Source organism: Streptomyces sp. NPDC052682 (assembly GCF_040678435.1).
In the GTDB taxonomy this organism is placed as follows: domain Bacteria; phylum Actinomycetota; class Actinomycetes; order Streptomycetales; family Streptomycetaceae; genus Streptomyces.
On record NZ_JBFATS010000015.1, the window covers coordinates 115,941 to 137,553 of the forward strand.

Sequence of the window (21,613 nt, forward strand, 5' to 3'; positions counted from 1 at the left end):
GTTCCGCCACTCAGGTGAACGGCGCCGATGTCCTCCGGGTCACGCCCGTGGCCGGCGCAGCGGGCCAGCCGCGCGTGACCGTACGGAGTGGCTGGCCGGTGGCTCGGTGCCCGCTCGCGGTCGGTACCCCGGATGACGAGGCCGTGGATGCGCACAGCGTCCGTACGGCACGGCAGCACACCGCCCTCGGGCAGCCCCTGCGTGCGGGGACGCCGCCGGGCGGCGACCGCCGCTGTCACCCGCTGCCACGTCGCGCGGCAACGGTCGCGGAGCCGCCAACGCGTGCGCTCACGCAGGTGCACAGGAGGGCTCACCCTTCCCCCTCGGCCGCGTGGGCGCCCGGCTGGACGCCTCCCTGGCCGGCACGGCGCGGGCGGGGGTCTGCCTTCCCCGACGCGGAGGGCAGCGCCCCGATCGCCCCCGTACCGCCGGGATGCGTGCCCGCCGCGGCGCTGCCGGGACGGCTCGCTGCCCTACCGCCGGGACGGCGCGCTGTCCCCTTGCCGGGCCGGCCGGCTGTCCCCTTGCCGGGACGGCCCGCTGCCTCGTTGCCGGTACGCGTCCTGGACGTCTTGGCCGCGGGTGTCCGCGGGTGGGGAAGACGCGAGGCCGGCGCGGCGCCGGCGGCCGAGGCGGTGTGCGGGGTGGCCTCCGAGGCCGAGGCGGTATGCGGGGTAGCCCCGGCGGCCGAGGCGGTATCCGGGACAGCCCCCGCGGCCGAGGCGGTATGCGAGGCGCCTTCCGCGGCCGAGGCGGTGTGCGGGGTGGCCCCCGCGACCGAGGCGGTGTGGGAGGTGGTGCCGGTCACGCCGGCGGAGCGGGTGCGGCGTCGACGGCGGGAGAGCGCCGCCTCGGGAGCGGGCACGGGGGCCTTCGCAGCAATCCCGGATGCCTCTGCCGGGGACTCGCCGCGCCCACGCGCCCTGTCCTTGCGCTCGGAACGCAGGCAGCGGCGGATCGACTCCGGGTCGAGTCCCTCGTTGCAGGCCTGGTGCAGAAGACGCGCGAAGAGGTAGTCGGGGTCGGCGGCCAGGGCCATGGCGAGGGCCTCCCGGGCCTCCAGTTCGTCACCCGTGGACCAGGCGACCCATCCGGCGAGGGTGAGGGCTGCCGCGGCGTGCTCGCCGTACGGTCCGACGCAGCGGCGGGCCAGCGTCCGCCACAGGCGCAGAGCGGGGGCCGCCTCCTCTCCCTCCATCCACGCGGCCGCTCGGTCGCGTGTCGTACGGTCCTGCAGGCCGAGGATCAGCGTTGCGGCTTCGTCGTGGGTGACCAGCTCATCGTCGCGCTGATCCGCCTGCACAGGTCCGGTGACGGGCGGAGCCTCGCTCAGGCGTCCCATGATCCGCTCGGCCAGCCGCAGCGTCTCCTCGGCCACCTCCTCCCGGCCGGTCTCGTCGAGAATCCTGGGGATCAGGGCCATGTTGGCGGTGTCGAGGGCGATCTGCTGCTCGAGCGCCGCGGTGCTCTCCCAGGGCAGCAGCCTGGCCCGTAGCTCGCGCAGCGTGCCGCGCACCTGGATCCCGGCGTAGGTCGCGGCAGCGGCGAGCACCGAGGTGCCGGGCAGGCCCATCGGGGTTCCCTCCGGCGGACAGCACACCTCGTTCGCGCAACAGTAGGACCAGTAGCGACCGTCCGAGATGCACAGGGCCTCCACCACCGGCACGTCCATGGCGCCGCACTCGAGGCGCAGTTTCTGGGCCAGTGGCATCAGCCGCTCCTTGACCTGCCGGCCCGACTCGCCCTTGCCCGGTTCCTGGCACAGGAAGGCGACCATCTGGTCGGGCTTGGCTCCGCGCCGCTCGCTGCCCGTGACCAGGCCGTGGGCGAGTTGCCGGGCGGCGGACGGCCAGTCGTCGGGGTTGGCGGGGATACCGAGGCGGGCCCGGCCGCCGAACCGGCCGCGGCCGTCCTGGTCGTTGAGGGCCACCAGGACGATGCTGTCCTCGGGGCGGTAGCCGAGCAGGTAGGGCAGGGCGTCGGCCAGCTCCGCCGGAGAGCGCAGGGTGACCTGCTGCTCGCTGCCGTGCCTCTCGTACGCGGTGCAGGCCACGTCCGGTGCACGCAGGTACCGGCTGCCGGGCCTACCTTCCGCTGCCAGTCCGCGGCTCGCGTCGAGTCCACCGCTCGGGTCCAGTCCACCGCTCGGGTCCAGTCCACCGCTCCGTTCGCGTTCGCCGCTGCCTTCCTGTCCGCAGTGCGTTTCCTGTCCGCAGTGCGTTTCCTGTCCGGCGTTCGCTTCTCGCCCGGCGTTCACGCCACGCTCGCCGTCGGCTTTACGGCCGTTGATGTCGCCGTTTTCGGGGGATCCAGTCATTTCGCTGTGATTCGTCATGCGGAGACGATCTCGCGGATTGCCAGCCTCCGCTTGCCCCTGTGGATAACTCCGAGCAGGGACACGTCACCCCTGCCAACGGCGCCCGCGGAAGCCCCCGCCCCACTGCGGCTGTCAGTGCCGTCCTGTTGTATGGGACGCATGGAGCACACGAGCAACGCGGAACTCCGGTCGGAACTCCGGTCGGCCGCCGACGCCGTCCTCGCCCGCCTCGTCGGGGACACCTCCGGCACGGCCCGGCTGCGCGAGGACCAGTGGCGGGCGATCGAGGCGCTGGTGGCCGAACGGCGCCGGGCGCTGGTCGTCCAGCGCACGGGCTGGGGCAAGTCCGCGGTGTACTTCGTGGCGACCGCCCTGCTCCGGGAGCGGGGCAGCGGCCCCACCGTGATCGTCTCCCCCCTGCTCGCGCTGATGCGCAACCAGGTCGAGGCCGCCGCCCGGGCCGGCATCCACGCCCGGACAATCAACTCCTCGAACACCGAGGAGTGGGAAGCCGTCCAGGAGGAGATCGCGACCGGGAAGGTCGACGTTCTGCTGGTGAGCCCCGAGCGGCTCAACAACCCCGACTTCCGCGACCAGGTACTGCCCAGGCTGGCCGCCGCCACCGGGCTGCTCGTGGTCGACGAGGCCCACTGCATCTCCGACTGGGGCCACGACTTCCGCCCCGACTACCGGCGGCTGCGCACCATGCTCGGGGATCTCCCGGCCGGTGTGCCGGTCCTGGCGACGACCGCCACCGCCAACGCGCGGGTGACCGCCGACGTCGCGGAGCAGCTCGGCACCGGCGGCAGTTCGGACGCCCTGGTGCTGCGTGGCCCGCTGGACCGGGAGAGCCTGAGCCTGAGTGTGCTGCGCCTGCCGGACGCGGCACACCGGATGGCCTGGCTCGCCGACCACCTAGACGACCTGCCGGGCTCGGGGATCATCTACACGCTGACCGTGGCCGCGGCCGAGGAGGTCACGGCGTTCCTGCGGCAGCGCGGGCACACCGTGGCCTCGTACACCGGCAGGACGGAGAACGCCGACCGGCAGCAGGCCGAGGAGGACCTGCTCGCCAACAAGGTCAAGGCCCTGATCGCCACCTCCGCGCTCGGCATGGGCTTCGACAAGCCCGACCTGGGTTTCGTGGTGCACCTGGGCTCGCCGTCCTCCCCCATCGCCTACTACCAGCAGGTCGGCCGTGCCGGGCGGGGCGTGGAACACGCCGAGGTGCTGCTGCTGCCGGGGAAGGAGGACGAGGCGATCTGGGAGTACTTCGCGTCGCTGGCCTTCCCGTCGGAGGACCTGGTGCGCCGCACCCTCGACGTCCTCACGCGGGCCGGCAGGCCGATGTCGCTGCCCGCTCTGGAGCCCCTGGTGGAGCTGCGCCGCTCCCGTCTGGAGACCATGCTCAAGGTCCTCGACGTGGACGGCGCGGTCAAGCGGGTCAAGGGCGGCTGGATCGCGACCGGGCAGCCGTGGACGTACGACGCGGACCGGTACGCCTGGGTGGCGCGGCAGCGAGAAGCCGAGCAGCAGGCGATGCGCGCCTACGTGGCGACGACGGACTGCCGGATGGAGTTCCTGCGACGGCAACTGGACGACGAGGGTGCCAAACCCTGTGGCCGCTGCGACAACTGCGCCGGCCCGCGTTTCACCGCCGCGGCCTCCGCGGACGCCGTCGCCGCCGCACGCGTGGACCTGGGCCGGGCGGGCGTCGAGGTGGATCCCCGCCGGATGTGGCCCACCGGGCTTCCCGCGATCGGCGTCGAGCTCAAGGGACGGATTCCGGCCGGAGAACAGGCCGCGCCGGGGCGGGCGTTGGGGCGCCTGTCGGACATCGGCTGGGGAAACCGGCTGCGGCCGATGCTCGCGCCCCAGGCTCCGGACGGGCCTGTCCCGGACGACGTGGCGAAGGCCGTGGTCGGCGTACTCGCCGACTGGGCGAAGGGCCCAGGGGGCTGGGCTTCCGGGGCCGAGGACGCACCGCCCCGTCCGGTGGGTGTGGTCACCGTCGCCTCGCGCAGCAGGCCCCGGCTGGTCCACTCGCTCGGGGCGCACATCGCGGAGGTCGGCCGGCTGCCGCTGCTCGGCGCCGTCGAGTACGCGGGCGACTCCGCACCTGCCCACCGGAGCAACAGCGCCCAGCGCCTGAAGGCCCTCGTGGGGGCGCTGACCGTGCCGCCGGCGCTCGCGTCCGCTCTCGCCGAGTCACCGGGCCCGGTGCTGCTCGTGGACGACTACACGGACACCGGGTGGACCCTCGCGGTCGCGGCCCGCATGCTCAGACGCGCCGGCGCACCAGGTGTGTTGCCACTGGTGCTGGCGGTACAGACCTGAGGCGAGCGGTGCTGCCCGCCTGCCGGAAAACAGGCGACGACGGCACCTGCCGCGCGCACACCCCTGGACACCGGGCGCCTCCCTGACGTACGAACGTGTCGCGCTCGAACGCACCATGGGTCACCCGGCGACGCTTCCGGCGGGGACGGGGTGGGGATATAAGCCGCGCATCATCCGATACCGGTCCGCTGCCCCAATTGCTCGTTGCCGCATCCAAGTTCGACAGGAAGAATTGAGGTCCGCTCCCGCACAGCTCGTCGGATGCTCCGGCAGGGCTTCACTGCGGTGCGCGCTCCCGAATCCGACCCCGCCCGCAGTGTGGGCGCGTAGCCGAAGGGAGGACCGTGACCTTCGGATTCGCTCCGTCCTCGGCGGCATCGTTGTCGACGTCCGCCGCCTCCGCCAGCCGCTTGCTCGAACCGGCGGAGTGGGCCGCCGCCGGGATCCCGCTGCTGCGCAACCCCCGGGAGGTCGTCAGCGGGCTGCACGCCCGGCACCGTCCCACGCCGGCGACCGCCGTCGTGGCCGTCCTGGACCCGGACGAGCGGCTGCGGGCGAGTGCCTCGTTCACCCGCCGCCCGGCGCCGGCCGACGGCTGGATGTTCCGCAACGTGCTGCTGGCCCAGCTGCGCCGGGTCATCCCGCACGACCTGCGGCGCCGCACCCCGGTGCGTACGGCCGTGCTGCTCTACTGCCGGGAGGGCGACGCGCGGTGGACCGAGGAGGACGGCGCGTGGATGTGGGGCCTGCGGGACGCCTGCACGCTGCACGGACTGCGCTGCGGGGCCTACATCACGCTGACGCGTGACGGCTGGCAGGTGCTCGGCGAGGGACGTGGCGGGCGTCGCCCGAACGCGGACTCGCCCCCGGAACCGTTCGCCACCTCCGAGGCGCCTCCCCCGCTGCCCCGCACGGGCGGTGTCGCCTCGGACGTCCTGCGCCGCGCGGCGGCTCGCTGAGGGAACCACCGACCCCCTGCCGGGTCACCCGCCTGCTCCGCACCACCGACACCCGCGCACACCGTACGCCCGCGTCGCACCGCGTACGGGTACGGCGGTCAGGTCGGGGCCGTTGCCGCCAGCAGGCCCTCGTATCCCACAGAAACGGGCACTTCGGCCGACCGCGCATGAGGCAAACCAGGCCGGTCGGCCACGCGCGCAGCTCGGCACACCACGCCACCGGCATCCCGCCGAGACGCCCGCAGCGACGGGCGTCGGCTCAGACGCCCGCGCCCAGCACCGAGTTGATCTGCTGCGGATCACCGCAGACGATCAGCAGCGCACCGGCCCGGGAGTGGGCCAGGGTCAGCGCACTGGCCGCCGCGGCCTGCGAACCACCGTTGACGGCCACCACGACGACGGGACGCGAGGCGGCACGGTCCGCGACGGCGGCGTCCGCGTAGAAGACGTCATCGCGGGCGTCGTGCTGCGCCCAGTAGGAGGCCTCGCCGAAGGACAGCTCGTGAGCGGCCCACGGGTGCGGCTCGCCGGTGGTGATGACCAGCACGTCGCCAGGGGCGCGCCCCGAGTCGAGCAGCAGGTCCACGGCTTCCTCGGCGGCGTCCAGGGCGCCCTGGGCCGAGGCCGGAATCAGCTGGATCTGGGGGGCTGCCGAAGCGGCGGGGGCAGCGGCCGGGCTCGACGGCCCGGGCTTGGCGGCCGCCACGTCACGCGGCGTGCGTTGCACCGGAGGCGTGGGCCGGAGCGGGCCGGGACGACCGGGGCGCGACGGAGCCGCGGGGCGGGGGCCGGGTACGGGACGGGGGGTCGGCGCGGTACGGCCGCTGGCCGGGGTGGCGCGGGGACCCTGGGCACTCTCGTGAATCTGAGGCTCCTCGGGAATGAGAGGCATGGGTTGATGTTTATCAAACATTGGTACGGCTCGCGTCGGCGGGTGTCACCTGTGTGCGCACGGAACCGTCAGAAATCGAAGCCGAGCTGACCCACGATTTCCGGAACGCTTCCGTCCACACAGGTGCGGACCTTCTTGAGGTGCCGCCACCGGGGCAGCGCATCAAGATACGCCCACGACAACCGGTGGTGCGGGGTGGGGCCCCGCTCCTCCAGTGCGGCCTTGTGCACGGGTGACGGATACCCGGCGTTGTCCGCAAAACCGAAGTCTGCATGGTCGATACCCAGTTCGGCCATCATTTTGTCGCGCTGAACCTTGGCGATCACCGATGCCGCCGCGACCGCCACGCACGACTGGTCGCCCTTGATGACCGTGCGGACCTTCCACGGCGCCCCGAGGTAGTCGTGCTTCCCGTCGAGAATCACCGCGTCCGGACGCACCGGAAGACCCTCCAGGGCCCGCACCGCCGCGAGTCGCAGCGCGGCCGTCATCCCCAGGTCGTCTATCTCCTCTGGGGAGGCATGCCCCAGGGCGTACGACGTCACCCAGGTCCGCAGCTCCTCGGCGAGCGCGGCACGCCGCTTGACGGAGAGCAGTTTGGAGTCGGTGAGGCCCGCGGGGGGCCGGCGCAGACCGGTGATCGCCGCGCAGACGGTGACGGGACCGGCCCACGCGCCGCGCCCCACCTCGTCGACACCGGCAATGATCTTCGCTCCGGTCGTGGCGCGGAGTGAGCGCTCGACGGTGTGAGTAGGCGGTTCGTACGGCATGGCGCCCTTAGACTACGCCGCCCGGAACCGGCCGCGACACCCTGGTTTCCACCGGCGTCTCGGCACCCGTCCCGCCCGCGGGTCAGGCAGCGCCGGGGCGCAACAGCGGAAGCATGAGCCGGCTGACCATCTCCTCGATCTCCTCATCGCTCCATTCGCTTCCGTGCATCTTGGAGCGGTACATCATCATCGCCGGGATGACATCGGCGACGTATCGGTTGTCCGCGTCCGACCTGACTTCGCCCCGCTCGATTCCGCGGGCGATGACCTCGCGGAGCAGCTTGAGGAGGGGCTCGACCACCCCTTCGAAGATCACGCCGTGGAAGCGTTCCGCTTGCGTCGGGTCGCATTCGTGAATCACCGCGCGAAGGGCGACGCCCGGCCGGGAGTACATCGCGTCGCGCGCCCGCCGGCACAGGGCGACCAGGTCCTCGCGCACACTGCCGAGGTCGGGAGCCCCTTCGAAGGACGGCAGACCGGCCTGGAGGGCGTCGGCGACGAGGTCCTCCTTGGACGGCCAGCGCCGGTAGACCGCGGCCTTGCCGGTCTGGGCGCCGGCGGCGACGCCCTCCATCGTCAGGCCGTTCCAGCCGACCGTGCTCAACTGCTCCAGCGCGGCATCCAGGATCGCGCGTTCGAGCACGGGGCCACGCCGGCGCAAGGAGGCCGGCCGAGCGGTGGCGGCCGTCCAGCGCGAGGTAACCATCAGCGTCTCCAGTACAGGGAAGCGGGGATTCCGGGGACGGGTTCTTGTCACAGGGCGGCAAAGGGGGACGCGCCCTGCTGCGACGTTTTAAGTGAACGCTTGCGTTCACTACTGGGGCCTCACTACCGTTGACGCGACAGTGAACGCCAGCGTTCACTAACTCTTCTGTGGGGGACCCATAGTGACAACCTCTCAGCTGATCCAGAACCAAGAACCAGGGGGCGCGCGCCGCGAGGGGCATCCCGGCATCGCGCTCACCGTCATCGCGGCCTGCCAACTCATGGTGGTGCTCGACGCGACGATTGTGAACATCGCGCTCCCGCACATTCAACAAGCGCTCCAGTTCAGCACCACCGATCTGACCTGGGTGGTCAGCTCCTACACACTCACCTTCGGCGGCCTGCTGCTGCTCGGCGGCCGGGCCGGTGACATCCTCGGCCGGCGTCGGGTCTTCATGACCGGCATCCTGCTGTTCACCCTCGCCTCGCTGCTCGGCGGCCTCGCACAGGAGCCCTGGCAGTTGCTGGCCGCACGGGTCCTGCAGGGCATGGGCGGCGCGATCGCCTCGCCCACGTCGCTGGCGCTGATCACCACCACCTTCCCCGAAGGGCCGGAGCGCAACAGGGCCTTCGGCGTCTTCGCCGCCGTCTCGGCGGGCGGCGGCGCCATCGGTCTGCTCGCGGGGGGCATGCTCACCGAGTGGCTCGACTGGCGCTGGGTGCTCTTCGTCAACGTGCCGATCGGTGTGCTGATCGCCTTCCTCACACCGCTGTACATCAGCGAATCCGAACGACACACCGGACGCTTCGACATCCTGGGCGCGGTGACCTCGACCGCGGGCATGGCCTCCCTCGTCTACGGCTTCATCCGCGCGGCGGACGAGGGCTGGCGGGACAGTCTCACCATCGGGTCGTTCGGTGCCGCCGTGGTCCTGTTGCTGGCCTTCGCGCTCATCGAGTCCCGGGCCAAGGAGCCGATCACCCCGCTGCGGATGTTCGCCGACCGCAACCGCTCGGGCACGTACGTGATCATGCTGAGCCTCGCGGCGGCGATGTTCGGCATGTTCTTCTACGTCGTGCTCTTCGTGCAGAACGTGCTCGGGTACAGCCCCATCGAGGCCGGACTCGCCTTCCTGCCGGTGACGGTGGTGATCGCCCTCGGCGCGGGTCTGTCCCAGCGGTTCCTGCCGGTGCTGGGACCCAAGCCGTTCATGCTCGCCGGCTCGACGCTCGTCGTGATCGGGCTGGCCTGGCAGACGCTGCTCAGCTCCGACAGCTCGTACGCCGGCGGAGTGCTCGGTCCGATGCTGCTCTTCGGCTTCGGCATGGGCCTGAACTTCGTGACGCTGACCCTCACGGCCGTCTCCGGTGTCGCCCAGCACGAGGCGGGTGCGGCGTCCGGGCTCCTCAACACCACGCAGCAGGTGGGCGGTGCGCTCGGCCTGTCCATCCTGACGACGGTGTTCGGCACGGCCAGCAGGGACGAGGCCGATAAGCAACTGCCGAGGTTCATGGCCGACGGCTCCGCGGAACAGAAGGCGGAGTTCGCCAGGACACACCAGCTGCCCGCCCCCTGGGGGCACGAGGTGCTCGCCCAGGGCATCTCCACGGCCTTCGTACCGGCCGCCGCGATGGCGGTCCTGGCCCTGGCCACCGCGTGGCTGGTGATCCGGGTCCGCAAGAGCGACCTGGAGGCACTCTCCGGCTCGGCCGGCCCCGGGATGGGCTGAGGACAGCACCTCGCGGGCGGGCCACGGCGGCTCATCGACAGGCGCGACACAGGTCGGTCGGTGGCTGCCGAGGCGGCCCCCCACCGCCCGCGCACACCTCGCCCACCGGAGGGACGACAGCGCGGACAGTGATCCTGCTCTACCCGCCCGCCCCGGACGCGCCGCCAGGCAGCACAGGACGAGCAGGACACCGAGCAGAACTCCCATGATCGCCCCCTGTCGTGCCCGCGGATACTCGGTACGTGTGCGCCCTCATGGCTCACACAGCGGTTGTCACGACAACGGGCGGCGGTCACGGAGAGTTCCCGGCGCGCACGGAGAGTCCTGACGCTAGGCCGGCGTCGGTACCCAGTCCGGCAACGCTTCCGTCCGCTCCACCCACTCGGCAGGAGGAGCCCCCGCCTTCCCGGAGGCGACCACCCCGCCCACGATGGCGCAGGTGGTGTCCACGTCCCCACCGACCTGGGCGGTCGTCCAGAACGCCTGCTCATAGTCCTCGAGGGCGCGAGCGGCCGACCAGAGCGCGAAAGGAACCGTGTCGTGCGCCGACGTACGCCGTCCGCAGCCCAGTACGGCCGCGACGGTCGCCGCGTCCGCGTAGTCGAGCATGTCGCGGGCCCGGCGCAGTCCCGCGCCGACCGCGCTCCTGGCGGGAACCAGCGCGATCACCCCGTCCAGCAGGGCCTCTGCCCCGGGCGGGCCGCCCGGGGCGGCGGCGAAGGCGGCAGCGGCCGCGACCGCCATGGCGCCGACCACCGCCTCGCGGTGCTGGTGCGTGGGGTAGGCGGAGATCTCCGCCTGGTGGGTCGCCTGCTCGGGGTCGTCCGCGTACCAGGCGCCGAGCGGCGCTACCCGCATCGCCGCACCGTTGCCCCAGGAGCCCTGCCCGTTGAACAGCGCGGCGGCGAGTTCCCGCCAGTCGCCGCCCTCCCGCACCTGCCGCAGCAGACGGTTCACCGCCGGGCCGTAGCCCCGGTCGAAATCGTGGTGCTGCGCGAAGGACTGTGCCAGGGCGTCCTGGTCGATGCGGTGGTGGGCGGCCAGGACGGCGACGACCGAACAGGCCATCTCCGTGTCGTCGGTCCACTGCCAGCACCCCGGCGGCAGCTCGCGGCGCTTGAGCAGCGGGTAGTGCACGGGAACGAAGAACTGGGAACCCAGGGCGTCCCCGACGGCCAGTCCGCGCAGGCTGGCCAGGGCGCGGCTCAGGCGCCCGTCAGGAGAGGAATCAGCGGTCATCGCCCTGCCACTCTAAGTCGTAGCCCGGGCATCCAGCACCGGTGCGGTCGTTGCTCTTCGCCCGGCGCGGGCTCCTGGTCCCCTCACCGCTCACGTACGTTCGTGCAATGACGCACGACACGCACCCTCGCCCGACGGGCCCATGAGCGGCTGGTGGGATGCCCTGGAGGGAAGGACCCGCGAGGAGGGACGCCGACGTCCTGCGCGACCGGCGGTTCGTCGTGCTGGTCGCCGTCCTGGACGACCCAGCCGGGGAAGGCCATCTGGCGACCGTCCGTCACCGCCACGGCGCGGCCCCGCCGGGCACGGTCGCCGAGGCGGGCCGGGCCCTGGCCGACCACCTCAGGGTGCCCTTCCACTTCCCCTCCCTGGACGTGCCCGACGACGAGGCCCCGCGCCGGCAGAGGTCCGGCGGCTGCCGGAAGAGGCAGGATGCGCCCCGGGGGGATCAATGAGACATCACAGCTCCCCTCCCGGTGTCAGGCCATGAGGCGTCTGGCGTCTATCCGGTGATGCCGTACGGTTCGGGCTCCCGCCACCGGTCGAAGGGCCGGTCGAGCGTGTACTTGCCGTCCTCCCCCAGAACGAGCATCCGCATCTCCGCGTTCCCGGGGTTCGACAGCGACTCGAACTCCGCCACCGTCCAGTGGAACCAGCGCATGCAGAACAGCCGCATGGCCAGGCCATGGGTGACCAGGAGGACGTTCGGGGGGTGGTCGGGTGCCTCGAAACTGCGGAACAGGCTCTCCAGGAAGTTGCCGACCCGGTCGTAGACGTCGGCGCCGGACTCGCCCTGGGCGAAGCGGTAGAAGAAGTGGCCGTAGGCGTCCCGGTAGGCCTTCTGCAGGCGCACGTCGTCCCGGTCCTGCCAGTTGCCCCAGTCCTGCTCGCGCAGCCGCGGCTCCTCGCGCACCCGTATGAGCTCGGGGTCGAGGCGGAAGGCGCGCAGTGTCTCGTGCGTGCGGCGGTACGGGGAGACGTACACGCTGACGCGCTCGCGGCCGAACAGCTCGCGGAGCTTCTTCCCCGTCTCCTCGGCCTGCCGCCGGCCCCGCTCGGTCAGGGCGAGCGCGTGGTCGGGCTCGCGCTCGTACACGGAGTCATCAACATTGCCCGTTGACTCGCCGTGCCGGACAAGGACGATGCGCCGTGGTCGTGCCATGCCAGAACCCTAGATCGAACGACGCCCCGGCGAGCACTCGGGCGGGCACCATACGGCACAGGTCACACACACCCGCGTCGCGGACCGCACCGGGACGCGGGGACGATCACACCGTCCAGCCCGGCTCCAGGTCCACGATGTCGCCCGTGAGAGCCGCGATGTCGGCCTCCGTCTGCGCGCGCAGAGCGAGCCGCTCCACCCGCTCGGTGCGGTACTTGCCGTGCTCGGCGGCCGACCGCCACATCGACAGGACCAGGAACTCGTGGCCGGGCGCCTCCCCGAACAGCCCGCGGATCATGCCGGGCGAGCCGGCCATCGCCGGGTTCCAGACCTTCTCCTGCATCAGGACGAAGTGCTCGGCCCGCTCCTCGTGAACACGACACAGCGCCACACGCAGCAGGTCGGCGTCCGTGAAACGCGGTTCGAAGCCGGTTTTCACGTCGAAGCGGTAGTCGAAGAGCCGGACCTGGGCGTCCTTGAAGGTGCCCGACTGGGCGGAGGCCAGCCGGTCGTGGGAACGCGCCATGAAGGAGTCGTAGAAGGCCCGGCTCTCCCAGAAGGCGAAGATGTGCGCGACGTCCGGCCGGCTCCGGCTCCAGCCACCGCCCTGTCCCCGAAAACCCGGCTCCCCCAGAAGCCCCGCCCACTTTCGCTGCCCCCGCTCGAAACCCCGGCGGTCCACCACGGTGCAGCGAATCCACTTGACCAGCACCGCGCCATGGTAAGGCCACGGAGCGTGGCGCCGGTCACCCTCGCACGGACAACCGTCCCGCACGCGCGCGTGCCCGCATGGCAGGATGGACAACCAGCCATGACTGCCTGGCAGTTGGATGACCGGCGGGACTGTACGGGGAAGGGGAAGTCTGGTGAACGGCCTCAACAAGGGGATGCGCAAGGTGGAGGTCGCGGTGCGGTGGGACCCGAGTCCGGCAGGACAGCCACCCACGGACCTCGACCTCGTCGCCGCCACCTACGTCGCGACCGATCCGTACGGCGAACCGGCCTACCTGGTGCACTTCGATAGCCGCTCCCCCGACGGCACGATCACGCTGAACCGGGACAGCAAGGACGGCCAGGGGTTCGGCTACGACGAGGTCATGACGCTCGAACTGGACCGTCTCGACCCCCGCTACGCGCGCGTGGTCGTCGGTGTCGCCATCCAGCAGCGTCCCGCGACACGCACCTTCGTCAGCGTGACCAACCCCGGGCTGCGCATCCGTGAGGGATACACGGTCCTGGCCGAGGACGACTTCGGCGGCGTCCTCGGCGCCACGGCGGCGACGGTGGCGGAGTTCGTCCGGGACGGGTCCGGTCCGTGGGAGTTCCGGCCGGGCGTCCACGGCTTCGACGGGGACCCGGCGAGCTTCGCGAGGACCATGGGCGCGGCACGCCGGTGACCGACGCCGCGTGAGGTCTGCCTCCGCCTGACTCGGGGTGCGTCCTCGGCGACAGACGACGAGGGGCACCGGCCCAAGGCCGGTGCCCCTGTCTCATGCGCTCAGGCGCTCAGCCTCAGCTGCACCCGCTGGTCGAGCCGCAGCCCTCGCAGATGTAGCAGGAGCCGGCGCGCTGCATCTTCGTACCGCAGGAGAAGCACAGCGGGGCGTCGGCCTGGATGCCCAACTGCATCTCCACCAGCTCGGCGCTGGTGTGGGCCGTCTTCGGGGCCGGCTTGACGGCCTCGGACTCGGCCTTCGGCGTGCCGACGGCCTTCAGTTCCTGGGCGCGCGGCGCCGACTGGGCCAGGCCCTCGACGTCGACCTCGTCCTCAGCCGGCTCGTACGAACCGGTCTCCAGGTGACGCTGACGCTCCTCGGCGGAGTGGATGCCGAGCGCGGAGCGCGTCTCGAAGGGCAGGAAGTCCAGCGCCAGGCGGCGGAAGATGTAGTCGACGATCGACTGCGCCATCCGCACGTCCGGGTCGTCCGTCATACCGGCCGGCTCGAAGCGCATGTTGGTGAACTTCGAGACGTACGTCTCCAGGGGCACGCCGTACTGCAGGCCCACGGAGACCGCGATGGAGAAGGCGTCCATCATGCCCGCGAGGGTCGAACCCTGCTTGGACATCTTCAGGAAGACCTCGCCGAGACCGTCGTCCGGGTAGGAGTTGGCGGTCATGTAGCCCTCGGCGCCGCCGACGGTGAAGGACGTGGTGATGCCGGGGCGTCCCTTCGGGAGGCGCTTGCGGACCGGGCGGTACTCGACGACCTTCTCGACCTTGGGCTCGGCCGCCGCGGGCTCCTCGGCCTTCTTCTCGTCCGCGGAGTCCTTCTTCTTGGCGGAGAGCGGCTGGCCGACCTTGCAGTTGTCGCGGTAGATGGCGAGCGCCTTGACGCCCATCTTCCAGGCCTCGAAGTAGATTTCCTCGACCTCCTCGACGGTCGCCGTCTCCGGCATGTTGACCGTCTTGGAGATGGCGCCGGAGATCCACGGCTGGATCGCCGCCATCATGCGCACGTGGCCCATCGGGGAGATGGCCCGCTCGCCCATGGCGCAGTCGAAGACCTCGTAGTGCTCGGGCTTGAGGCCGGGCGCGTCGATCACGTTGCCGTGCTCGGCGATGTGGGCGACGATCGCCTCGATCTGCTCCTCCTGGTAGCCCAGGCGGCGCAGGGCCTGCGGGACGGTGCCGTTGACGATCTGCATCGAGCCGCCGCCGACCAGCTTCTTGAACTTCACCAGCGCCAGGTCCGGCTCGACACCGGTGGTGTCGCAGCCCATGGCGAGGCCGATGGTGCCGGTCGGGGCGAGCACGGAGGCCTGGGAGTTACGGAAACCGTTCTTCTCGCCGAGACGCAGCACGTCCTGCCAGGCCTCGGTGGCCGCGGCCCACACCGGGGTGTCCAGGTCGTCCATGCGCACGGCCGTGGTGTTGGCGTCGGCGTGCTGCTTCATGACGCGCTTGTGGGCGTCCGCGTTGCGGGCGTAGCCGTCGTACGGGCCGACGACCGCGGCGAGCTCCGCCGAGCGGCGGTAGGCCGTACCCGTCATCAGGGAGGTGATGGCGCCGGCCAGCGCGCGGCCGCCGTCGGAGTCGTAGGCGTGGCCGGTGGCCATCAGCAGGGCGCCGAGGTTGGCGTAGCCGATGCCGAGCTGGCGGAACGCGCGGGTGTTCTCGCCGATCTTCTGGGTCGGGAAGTCCGCGAAGCAGATCGAGATGTCCATCGCGGTGATGACCAGCTCGACGACCTTCTGGAAGCGCTCGGTCTCGAAGGACTGGTTGCCCTTGCCGTCGTCCTTCAGGAACTTCATCAGGTTCAGCGAGGCCAGGTTGCAGGACGTGTTGTCCAGGTGCATGTACTCGCTGCACGGGTTCGACGCGGTGATCCGGCCGGACTCGGGGCAGGTGTGCCAGTTGTTGATGGTGTCGTCGTACTGGATACCCGGGTCGGCGCAGGCCCAGGCGGCCTCGGCGATCTTGCGGAACAGGCCCTTGGCGTCGACCTCCTCGATGACCTCGCCGGTCATCCGGGCGCGCAGGCCGAACTTGCCGCCGTTCTCCACGGCCTTCATGAACTCGTCGTTCACGCGGACCGAGTTGTTGGCGTTCTGGTACTGGACGGAGGTGATGTCCTCGCCGCCCAGGTCCATGTCGAAGCCCGCGTCGCGCAGGACGCGGATCTTCTCCTCTTCCTTGACCTTGGTCTCGATGAAGTCCTCGATGTCCGGGTGGTCCACGTCGAGGACGACCATCTTGGCGGCCCGGCGGGTGGCACCGCCGGACTTGATCGTTCCGGCGGAGGCGTCGGCGCCGCGCATGAAGGAGACCGGACCGGAGGCGTTGCCGCCGGAGGACAGCAGCTCCTTGGAGGAGCGGATGCGGGAGAGGTTCAGGCCGGCGCCGGAGCCGCCCTTGAAGATCATGCCCTCTTCCTTGTACCAGTCGAGGATCGACTCCATGGAGTCGTCGACGGACAGGATGAAGCAGGCGGAGACCTGCTGCGGCTGGGCCGTGCCGACGTTGAACCAGACGGGGCTGTTGAAGCTGAAGATCTGGTGCAGGAGGGCGTACGCCAGCTCGTGCTCGAAGATCTCGGCGTCGGCGGGCGAGGCGAAGTACTTGTGGTCCTCACCGGCCTTCCGGTACGTCTTCACGATGCGGTCGATCAGCTGCTTGAGGCTGGTCTCGCGCTGCGGGGTGCCGACGGCACCGCGGAAGTACTTGCTGGTGACGATGTTGACCGCGTTCACCGACCAGAAGTCGGGGAACTCCACGCCGCGCTGCTCGAAGTTGACCGAGCCGTCGCGCCAGTTGGTCATGACGACGTCACGGCGCTCCCAGGCCACCTCGTCGTAGGGGTGGACCCCAGGGGTGGTGTGGATGCGCTCGATGCGCAGTCCCTTGCCGGCCTTCGTGCTCTTGGCTCGGCTACTGCGTGCCGGACCGCTCGCCGTCTCTGTCATGCCGCCTCCCTGTACGGGCGAAAACGCCCTGAAGTGCCCCGTTGTTCCCGTGGCACGCGTTCTGTCTGGTGTTGCGGGCACCCACACGCATCGCCCGCAACAGGTCCTTCCTCATCGCCGCCGACCGGCCGGTCCCGGGCATCGCCGTCCGGGTCCGGCCCGCCTGTCAGTCGGCGGCGCCTGCGGGCTCGGGGACCTGAGCCGCCCCCTGGGACCCGCGATCGTCTTCCTGGCTCCCCGCACCCGCGTCCTCGCGGTCGCCTTCGTCCGCGTCGGCGCGTCCCGTCTGTTCCCTCAGCTCCGCGATGGCCGCCTCGAAGTCCTCGAGCGAGTCGAACGCCCGGTAGACGGAGGCGAAGCGCAGATAGGCGACGAGATCGAGCTCCTGCAACGGGCCGAGTATGGCCAGCCCCACGTCGTGTGTGGTCAGCTCGGCGCTGCCGGTGGCCCGCACCGCCTCCTCGACCCGCTGGCCGAGCTGGGCGAGCGCGTCCTCCGTGACGGGCCGCCCCTGGCACGCCTTCCGCACACCGTTGATGATCTTGGTGCGGCTGAAAGGCTCGGTGACGCCGGACCGCTTGACCACCATGAGCGAGCAGGTCTCCACGGTCGTGAAACGACGGGAGCAGTCGGGGCACTGGCGGCGCCTGCGGATCGACGTGCCGTCGTCGGTCGTACGACTGTCGACGACACGGCTGTCGGGGTGCCTGCAGAAGGGGCAGTGCATGAACTCCAACCCTCCTCACAGCAGACTCAATAGCCTCGCTGGACCTCTTGGGCCCCACGAAGCAGCCCCAAGCATAGGCGATCTCGGCGGGCGGGAAGACCCGGGGGACCACAACTTCTGGGCTGCTGCCGCAATCCAACCACTAGATGTGGGGATTGGCTCATACATGCACGCGGTCCACGCGTGTCGCAGGCATAGCCGCAGGTGACGCGGCACCACGGCGCCCGCACGGGCCACGGCACGCGCCCGTGTGCCGCGCGGCGGGTGCGGAGACGGCGTGCGAACCCCGGGGAGGGGACGTGCGACTCCCGCGCAGACGGGGGCCGGTCCACGGGGAACGGGCCCCTGGATGGCACACTGAGGCCACAGCCCACAAGGTCACCGTCCCGGCGGTGAAGAGTACCGCAATAGGTCTTTTTGTCCGCCGCGGACCGCAGCAGCCAATACACCTGGAAACAGCGCCCCGTCACGCGGATTCGCGATTTTTCACTCGAACGTGTGTTTGGCGCAACCTTTCGAAAGCAACTACCGTTGTGCTGCAGGGAGACCATCGAGAGGGGCCGACGTGACCACCACCGCAGACAGTGCCACCATCACTGCCCAGGACCGCTCCCAGGGCCGACTCGAGCCGGTGCATGCGATGAACGAAGCCACGAATCCCGAGGGGCACAAGCGCTCCCTGCCGGGCCGACCTCCAGGCATCCGGGCCGACAGCTCCGGACTCACCGATCGCCAGCGCCGGGTGATCGAGGTCATCAGGGACTCCGTGCAGCGACGCGGCTACCCGCCGTCGATGCGCGAGATCGGCCAGGCGGTCGGCCTCTCCAGCACCTCCTCCGTCGCCCACCAGCTGATGGCACTGGAGCGCAAGGGTTTCCTGCGCCGCGACCCGCACCGCCCGCGCGCGTACGAGGTACGCGGATCCGACCAGGCCGCCTCCGTGCAGCCCACGGACACCACGGGCAAGCCGGCCGCGTCGTACGTCCCGCTGGTCGGCCGGATCGCCGCCGGTGGCCCGATCCTCGCGGAGGAGTCCGTCGAGGACGTCTTCCCGCTCCCCCGCCAGCTCGTCGGCGACGGTGAGCTGTTCGTCCTGAAGGTCGTCGGCGACTCGATGATCGAGGCCGCGATCTGCGACGGCGACTGGGTGACGGTGCGCCGCCAGCCCGTCGCCGAGAACGGGGACATCGTCGCGGCGATGCTCGACGGCGAGGCCACCGTCAAGCGCTTCAAGCGCGAGGACGGGCACGTCTGGCTCCTCCCGCACAACTCGGCGTACGAGCCGATCCCCGGTGACGACGCGACCATCCTCGGCAAGGTCGTCGCCGTGCTGCGCCGCGTCTGAGCACCGTGCGGGGCGCGGCTCGCCCGCTCCGCCCCCTGACCGGGCCCCGGAACCTCTGCGCCGGTTCCGGGGCCCTGCGCTGTCCAGGCCCGGTGGCGGACGGACATCCTCAGGGCTCGGCCCGGCGCGGTATCGCGCCGGGCCGAGCCCTCCTCACCCTGCTTCCGCCTGCTTGGCCGCCGCGTCGATCGCCGCCAGCGACTTCCTCACCTGGTTACGGTCCGTGGTGTACCAGAAGTCGGGCAGTGAGGCCTTGAGATAGCTCCCGTACCGGGCCGTCGCCAGCCGGGGGTCCAGTACGGCGACCACACCCCGGTCCCCCGACGCCCGCACGAGCCGGCCGGCGCCCTGGGCCATGAGCAGCGCGGCATGGGTGGCGGCGACCGCCATGAAGCCGTTGCCGCCGGCGTCCTCCACGGCCTTCTGGCGGGCGCTCATCAGGGGATCGTCCGGACGCGGGAAGGGGATCTTGTCCATGACGACCAGCTGGCAGCTGGGGCCGGGCACGTCGACCCCCTGCCAGAGCGAGAGCGTGCCGAAGAGACAGGTCTCCGGGTCGGCGGCGAAGTTCTTGATCAGCTCGCCGAGGGTCTCCTCACCCTGGAGGAGGATGGGGAACTCGGGGATACGGGAGCGCAGCTCCTCGGCGGCCAGCTGGGCCGCCCGCATCGAGGAGAACAGGCCGAGGGTGCGGCCACCGGCGGACTGGATCAGCTCGGTGAGCTCGTCGAGCATGTCCGCGCGGTCTCCGTCCCGCGCGGGGCGCGCCAGGTGTTTGGCGACGTAGAGGATGCCCTGCTTGCGGTAGTCGAACGGGGAGCCGACGTCGACGCCCCTCCACCGGGGCAGGTCGTCGCCCTCGGTGCCTTCCGGGGCCAGGCCCAGGGACGCGCCGACGCCGTTGAAGTCCCCGCCCAGCTTCAGGGTCGCGGAGGTCAGGATGACGGAGCGGTCCGCGAAGAGCTTCTCCCGCAGCAGGCCCGACACGGACATCGGGGCCACCCGCAGGGAGGCGCCGAAGCGGTCGTGGCGCTCGTACCAGACGACGTCCCACTCGGAGCCGTTGGTGATCCGCTCCGCGACGTCGTGGATGGTCTCCACGGAGGCCAGCGCCTGCTTGCGGACCGCGTCCTCGTCCTGCACGGACTTGTCACGGGTGGCGCCGATCGCGGAGATCACCGTACGGCAGGCGTCGCGCAGGGCCATGAGGGCGTAGCCGAGGTCCTCCGGGATCTCCTCGAGGCGGCCGGGCAGGGCCAGCTCCATCAGCCGTCCGAAGCCCTCGGCGGCGGTCTGGAGCTGGTCGGCGGCCTTCTCGTTGACCAGCTTCGCGGCACGGCGCACCGCGCGGTTGACCTGGCCGGGGGTGAGTTCACCGGTGGCGACGCCGGTGACCCGGGAGACCAGTTCGTGGGCCTCGTCGACGATCAGCACCTCGTGCTGCGGGAGGACCGGGGCTCCCTCGATGGCGTCGATCGCGAGCAGCGCGTGGTTGGTGACGACGACGTCCGCGAGCTTGGCGTGCTCACGGGCCGCCTCGGCGAAGCACTCGGCTCCGTACGCGCACTTCGAGGCGCCCAGGCATTCCCGGGAGGACACCGACACCTGGGCCCAGGCGCGGTCCGAGACGCCGGGGGTGAGGTCGTCGCGGTCGCCGGTCTCCGTCTCGTCCGCCCAGTCGCGCAGCCGCAGCAGGTCCTGGCCGAGCCTGCTGGTGGGAGCGGCCGCCTCGAACTGGTCGAAGAGCCCCTCCTCCTCGTCCTGGGGGACGCCCTCGTGGAGCCGGTGCAGGCACAGGTAGTTCGAGCGGCCCTTGAGCATCGCGAACTCCGGGCGGCGGCGCAGCAGCGGATGCAGGGCCTCCACCGTGCGCGGCAGGTCGCGTTCCACGAGCTGGCGCTGGAGCGCGAGCGTGGCGGTCGCGACGATCACACGCTCCCCGTGCGCGAGCGCGGGCACCAGGTAGCCGAGCGACTTTCCGGTGCCGGTGCCGGCCTGGACCAGCAGATGGGAACCGTCGTCGATCGCTTCGGCGACGGCTTCGGCCATGGCCACCTGGCCGGGGCGCTCCGTGCCGCCGACGGCAGCGACGGCAGCGTGCAGGAGTTCGGGGAGTGAGGGCTTTGTCATAGCGCGACCACCCTACGACCCGGCACTGACAAACGGGTGATCAAGGCGGGGACGACCAGTGCGATCAAGGCGGAGGGCTCCTGGAAGGCGAGGGGCAGTGAATGGCGAGGGGCAGTGAATGGCGGGGGGCACGGCGCTACAGCAGGTGGCGCAAGGACCGGTCCCGGACCATCAGCGCGGCCCGCTTGGCGGGCAGGTCGGCCTCGGCGGAGAACCGGAATCCGGCGCTCAGGAAGGCGGCCACGGAGGCGGTGTTGCGCAGGTCGGGTTCGGCGAGGACGCGTGTGCAGGCGGGTCTTGTGTCGAGGACGAGATCGGCGACGGATCTGAGCAGGGTGCCGCCGAGTCCGCGCCCGCGGTCGGCGACCGCGCCGATGAGGAGGTGGATCCCGGTGTCATGAGGGCGGACGGGACAGTGGCGGGCCAGGGGGTCGAGGTCCGCCCGGTAGATCTCCCAGTAGCTCATCGGGGTGCCGTTCAGCACTCCGATGCAGGGGACGCTGCGTCCGTCCCCGGCGAGCTGGGCCCGCACGTGCTCCTCGGTGACGCTCGGCGGCCCGGACAGCTCCCAGAACGCCGCGACGGCCGGGTCGTTCATCCAGCGGGCGATGAGCGCGAGGTCCCGTTCCGGGCGGACCGGGACCAGGTGGAACACGCCCGCGGGGGTGTCGACGGGGCCCCAGTCGGCGACGCCGTCGAGCAGGTCGTCGGCCGGGAGGAGCGGGCGTGGCCGTTCCTCCCTGAGCAGGGCGGCGAACCCGTCCGGCAGACGCAGGTCGAGCGTGTCCTCGCCGCCCGTGCCGGGGCCGGATCCGGCGGCGGTGCCGACTTCGGTGCTGCGGGCTGCGCAGGCGGTGTCGGCGCTCGTTTCGCGGGGAGGCACGGCGACGCTCCTC

17 protein-coding genes are annotated in these 21,613 nt (G+C 71.3%); 6 read left to right on the forward strand and 11 right to left on the reverse strand.

The features are described 5' to 3' along the window. Positions 1-310 precede the first annotated feature (310 nt). A complete protein-coding gene (locus tag AB0K80_RS23745; RefSeq protein ID WP_365672766.1) occupies positions 311-2,335 on the reverse strand; it encodes a DUF4192 family protein in 2,025 nt (674 codons plus the stop codon). A 141-nt stretch (positions 2,336-2,476) separates the two neighbouring features. On the opposite strand from AB0K80_RS23745, the gene AB0K80_RS23750 reads away from it, so the two are divergent. Both AB0K80_RS23750 and AB0K80_RS23755 read left to right on the forward strand, forming a co-directional pair. Then, positions 2,477-4,654, forward strand: coding sequence for a RecQ family ATP-dependent DNA helicase (locus AB0K80_RS23750; protein WP_365672768.1), 2,178 nt, complete (start codon positions 2,477-2,479; stop codon positions 4,652-4,654). 344 nt (positions 4,655-4,998) lie between these two features. Beyond that, positions 4,999-5,613 (forward strand): hypothetical protein, encoded by a 615-nt coding sequence (locus tag AB0K80_RS23755; protein ID WP_365672770.1) that lies wholly within the window; start codon positions 4,999-5,001, stop codon positions 5,611-5,613. 259 nt (positions 5,614-5,872) lie between these two features. On the opposite strand, the gene AB0K80_RS23760 is transcribed toward AB0K80_RS23755, so the two are convergent. From AB0K80_RS23760 to AB0K80_RS23770, 3 genes are all read right to left on the reverse strand, one after another. Next, positions 5,873-6,505 carry a hypothetical protein gene (locus tag AB0K80_RS23760; protein ID WP_365672772.1) on the reverse strand — a complete coding sequence of 211 codons (633 nt, stop codon included), beginning with the start codon at positions 6,503-6,505 and terminating at the stop codon, positions 5,873-5,875. Positions 6,506-6,573: 68 nt separating this feature from the next. Continuing rightward, positions 6,574-7,275, reverse strand: a complete 702-nt coding sequence (locus AB0K80_RS23765) for a ribonuclease HII (protein ID WP_365672773.1) — start codon at positions 7,273-7,275, stop codon at positions 6,574-6,576. An 82-nt stretch (positions 7,276-7,357) separates the two neighbouring features. Continuing rightward, positions 7,358-7,981: a TetR/AcrR family transcriptional regulator gene (locus AB0K80_RS23770; RefSeq protein WP_365672775.1), complete on the reverse strand. Its 624-nt coding sequence runs from the start codon at positions 7,979-7,981 to the stop codon at positions 7,358-7,360. A 181-nt stretch (positions 7,982-8,162) separates the two neighbouring features. Between AB0K80_RS23770 and AB0K80_RS23775 the strand changes: the two genes are divergently transcribed. Then, positions 8,163-9,710 carry an MFS transporter gene (locus AB0K80_RS23775; protein ID WP_365672777.1) on the forward strand — a complete coding sequence of 516 codons (1,548 nt, stop codon included), beginning with the start codon at positions 8,163-8,165 and terminating at the stop codon, positions 9,708-9,710. A gap of 330 nt (positions 9,711-10,040) precedes the next feature. Here the strand turns inward: AB0K80_RS23775 and AB0K80_RS23780 are convergent, their stop codons facing one another. Next, on the reverse strand, positions 10,041-10,949 hold the full coding sequence (locus AB0K80_RS23780; RefSeq protein WP_365672779.1) for an ADP-ribosylglycohydrolase family protein: 909 nt from the start codon (positions 10,947-10,949) through the stop codon (positions 10,041-10,043). A 158-nt stretch (positions 10,950-11,107) separates the two neighbouring features. On the opposite strand from AB0K80_RS23780, the gene AB0K80_RS23785 reads away from it, so the two are divergent. Next, positions 11,108-11,404 carry a hypothetical protein gene (locus AB0K80_RS23785; protein WP_365672781.1) on the forward strand — a complete coding sequence of 99 codons (297 nt, stop codon included), beginning with the start codon at positions 11,108-11,110 and terminating at the stop codon, positions 11,402-11,404. 47 nt (positions 11,405-11,451) lie between these two features. Here the strand turns inward: AB0K80_RS23785 and AB0K80_RS23790 are convergent, their stop codons facing one another. Together AB0K80_RS23790 and AB0K80_RS23795 are read right to left on the reverse strand one after the other, a co-directional pair. After that, complete coding sequence (locus AB0K80_RS23790; protein ID WP_365672783.1) at positions 11,452-12,111, reverse strand: histidine phosphatase family protein; 660 nt, start codon at positions 12,109-12,111, stop codon at positions 11,452-11,454. Positions 12,112-12,217: 106 nt separating this feature from the next. Next, positions 12,218-12,823 (reverse strand): YdbC family protein, encoded by a 606-nt coding sequence (locus tag AB0K80_RS23795; protein WP_365672785.1) that lies wholly within the window; start codon positions 12,821-12,823, stop codon positions 12,218-12,220. A gap of 154 nt (positions 12,824-12,977) precedes the next feature. Here AB0K80_RS23795 and AB0K80_RS23800 point away from each other — a divergent pair, with 154 nt between their 5' ends. Continuing rightward, on the forward strand, positions 12,978-13,508 hold the full coding sequence (locus tag AB0K80_RS23800; RefSeq protein WP_365672787.1) for a TerD family protein: 531 nt from the start codon (positions 12,978-12,980) through the stop codon (positions 13,506-13,508). Positions 13,509-13,623: 115 nt separating this feature from the next. Here AB0K80_RS23800 and AB0K80_RS23805 read toward each other — a convergent pair whose 3' ends face one another. Both AB0K80_RS23805 and nrdR read right to left on the reverse strand, forming a co-directional pair. After that, positions 13,624-16,515, reverse strand: coding sequence for a vitamin B12-dependent ribonucleotide reductase (locus AB0K80_RS23805; protein WP_365672789.1), 2,892 nt, complete (start codon positions 16,513-16,515; stop codon positions 13,624-13,626). Between the two features lie 166 nt (positions 16,516-16,681). Then, entirely contained in the window at positions 16,682-17,242 is a 561-nt protein-coding gene (gene nrdR / locus AB0K80_RS23810) for a transcriptional regulator NrdR (RefSeq protein ID WP_365672791.1), read from the reverse strand. 565 nt (positions 17,243-17,807) lie between these two features. Here nrdR and lexA point away from each other — a divergent pair. Then, a complete protein-coding gene (gene lexA, locus AB0K80_RS23815) occupies positions 17,808-18,587 on the forward strand; it encodes a transcriptional repressor LexA (protein ID WP_365672793.1) in 780 nt (259 codons plus the stop codon). 153 nt (positions 18,588-18,740) lie between these two features. Here lexA and AB0K80_RS23820 read toward each other — a convergent pair whose 3' ends face one another. Together AB0K80_RS23820 and AB0K80_RS23825 are read right to left on the reverse strand one after the other, a co-directional pair. Then, on the reverse strand, positions 18,741-20,717 hold the full coding sequence (locus AB0K80_RS23820; protein ID WP_365672795.1) for an ATP-dependent DNA helicase: 1,977 nt from the start codon (positions 20,715-20,717) through the stop codon (positions 18,741-18,743). 136 nt (positions 20,718-20,853) lie between these two features. Then, positions 20,854-21,600 (reverse strand): GNAT family N-acetyltransferase, encoded by a 747-nt coding sequence (locus tag AB0K80_RS23825; protein WP_365672797.1) that lies wholly within the window; start codon positions 21,598-21,600, stop codon positions 20,854-20,856. Positions 21,601-21,613: the final 13 nt, after the last annotated feature.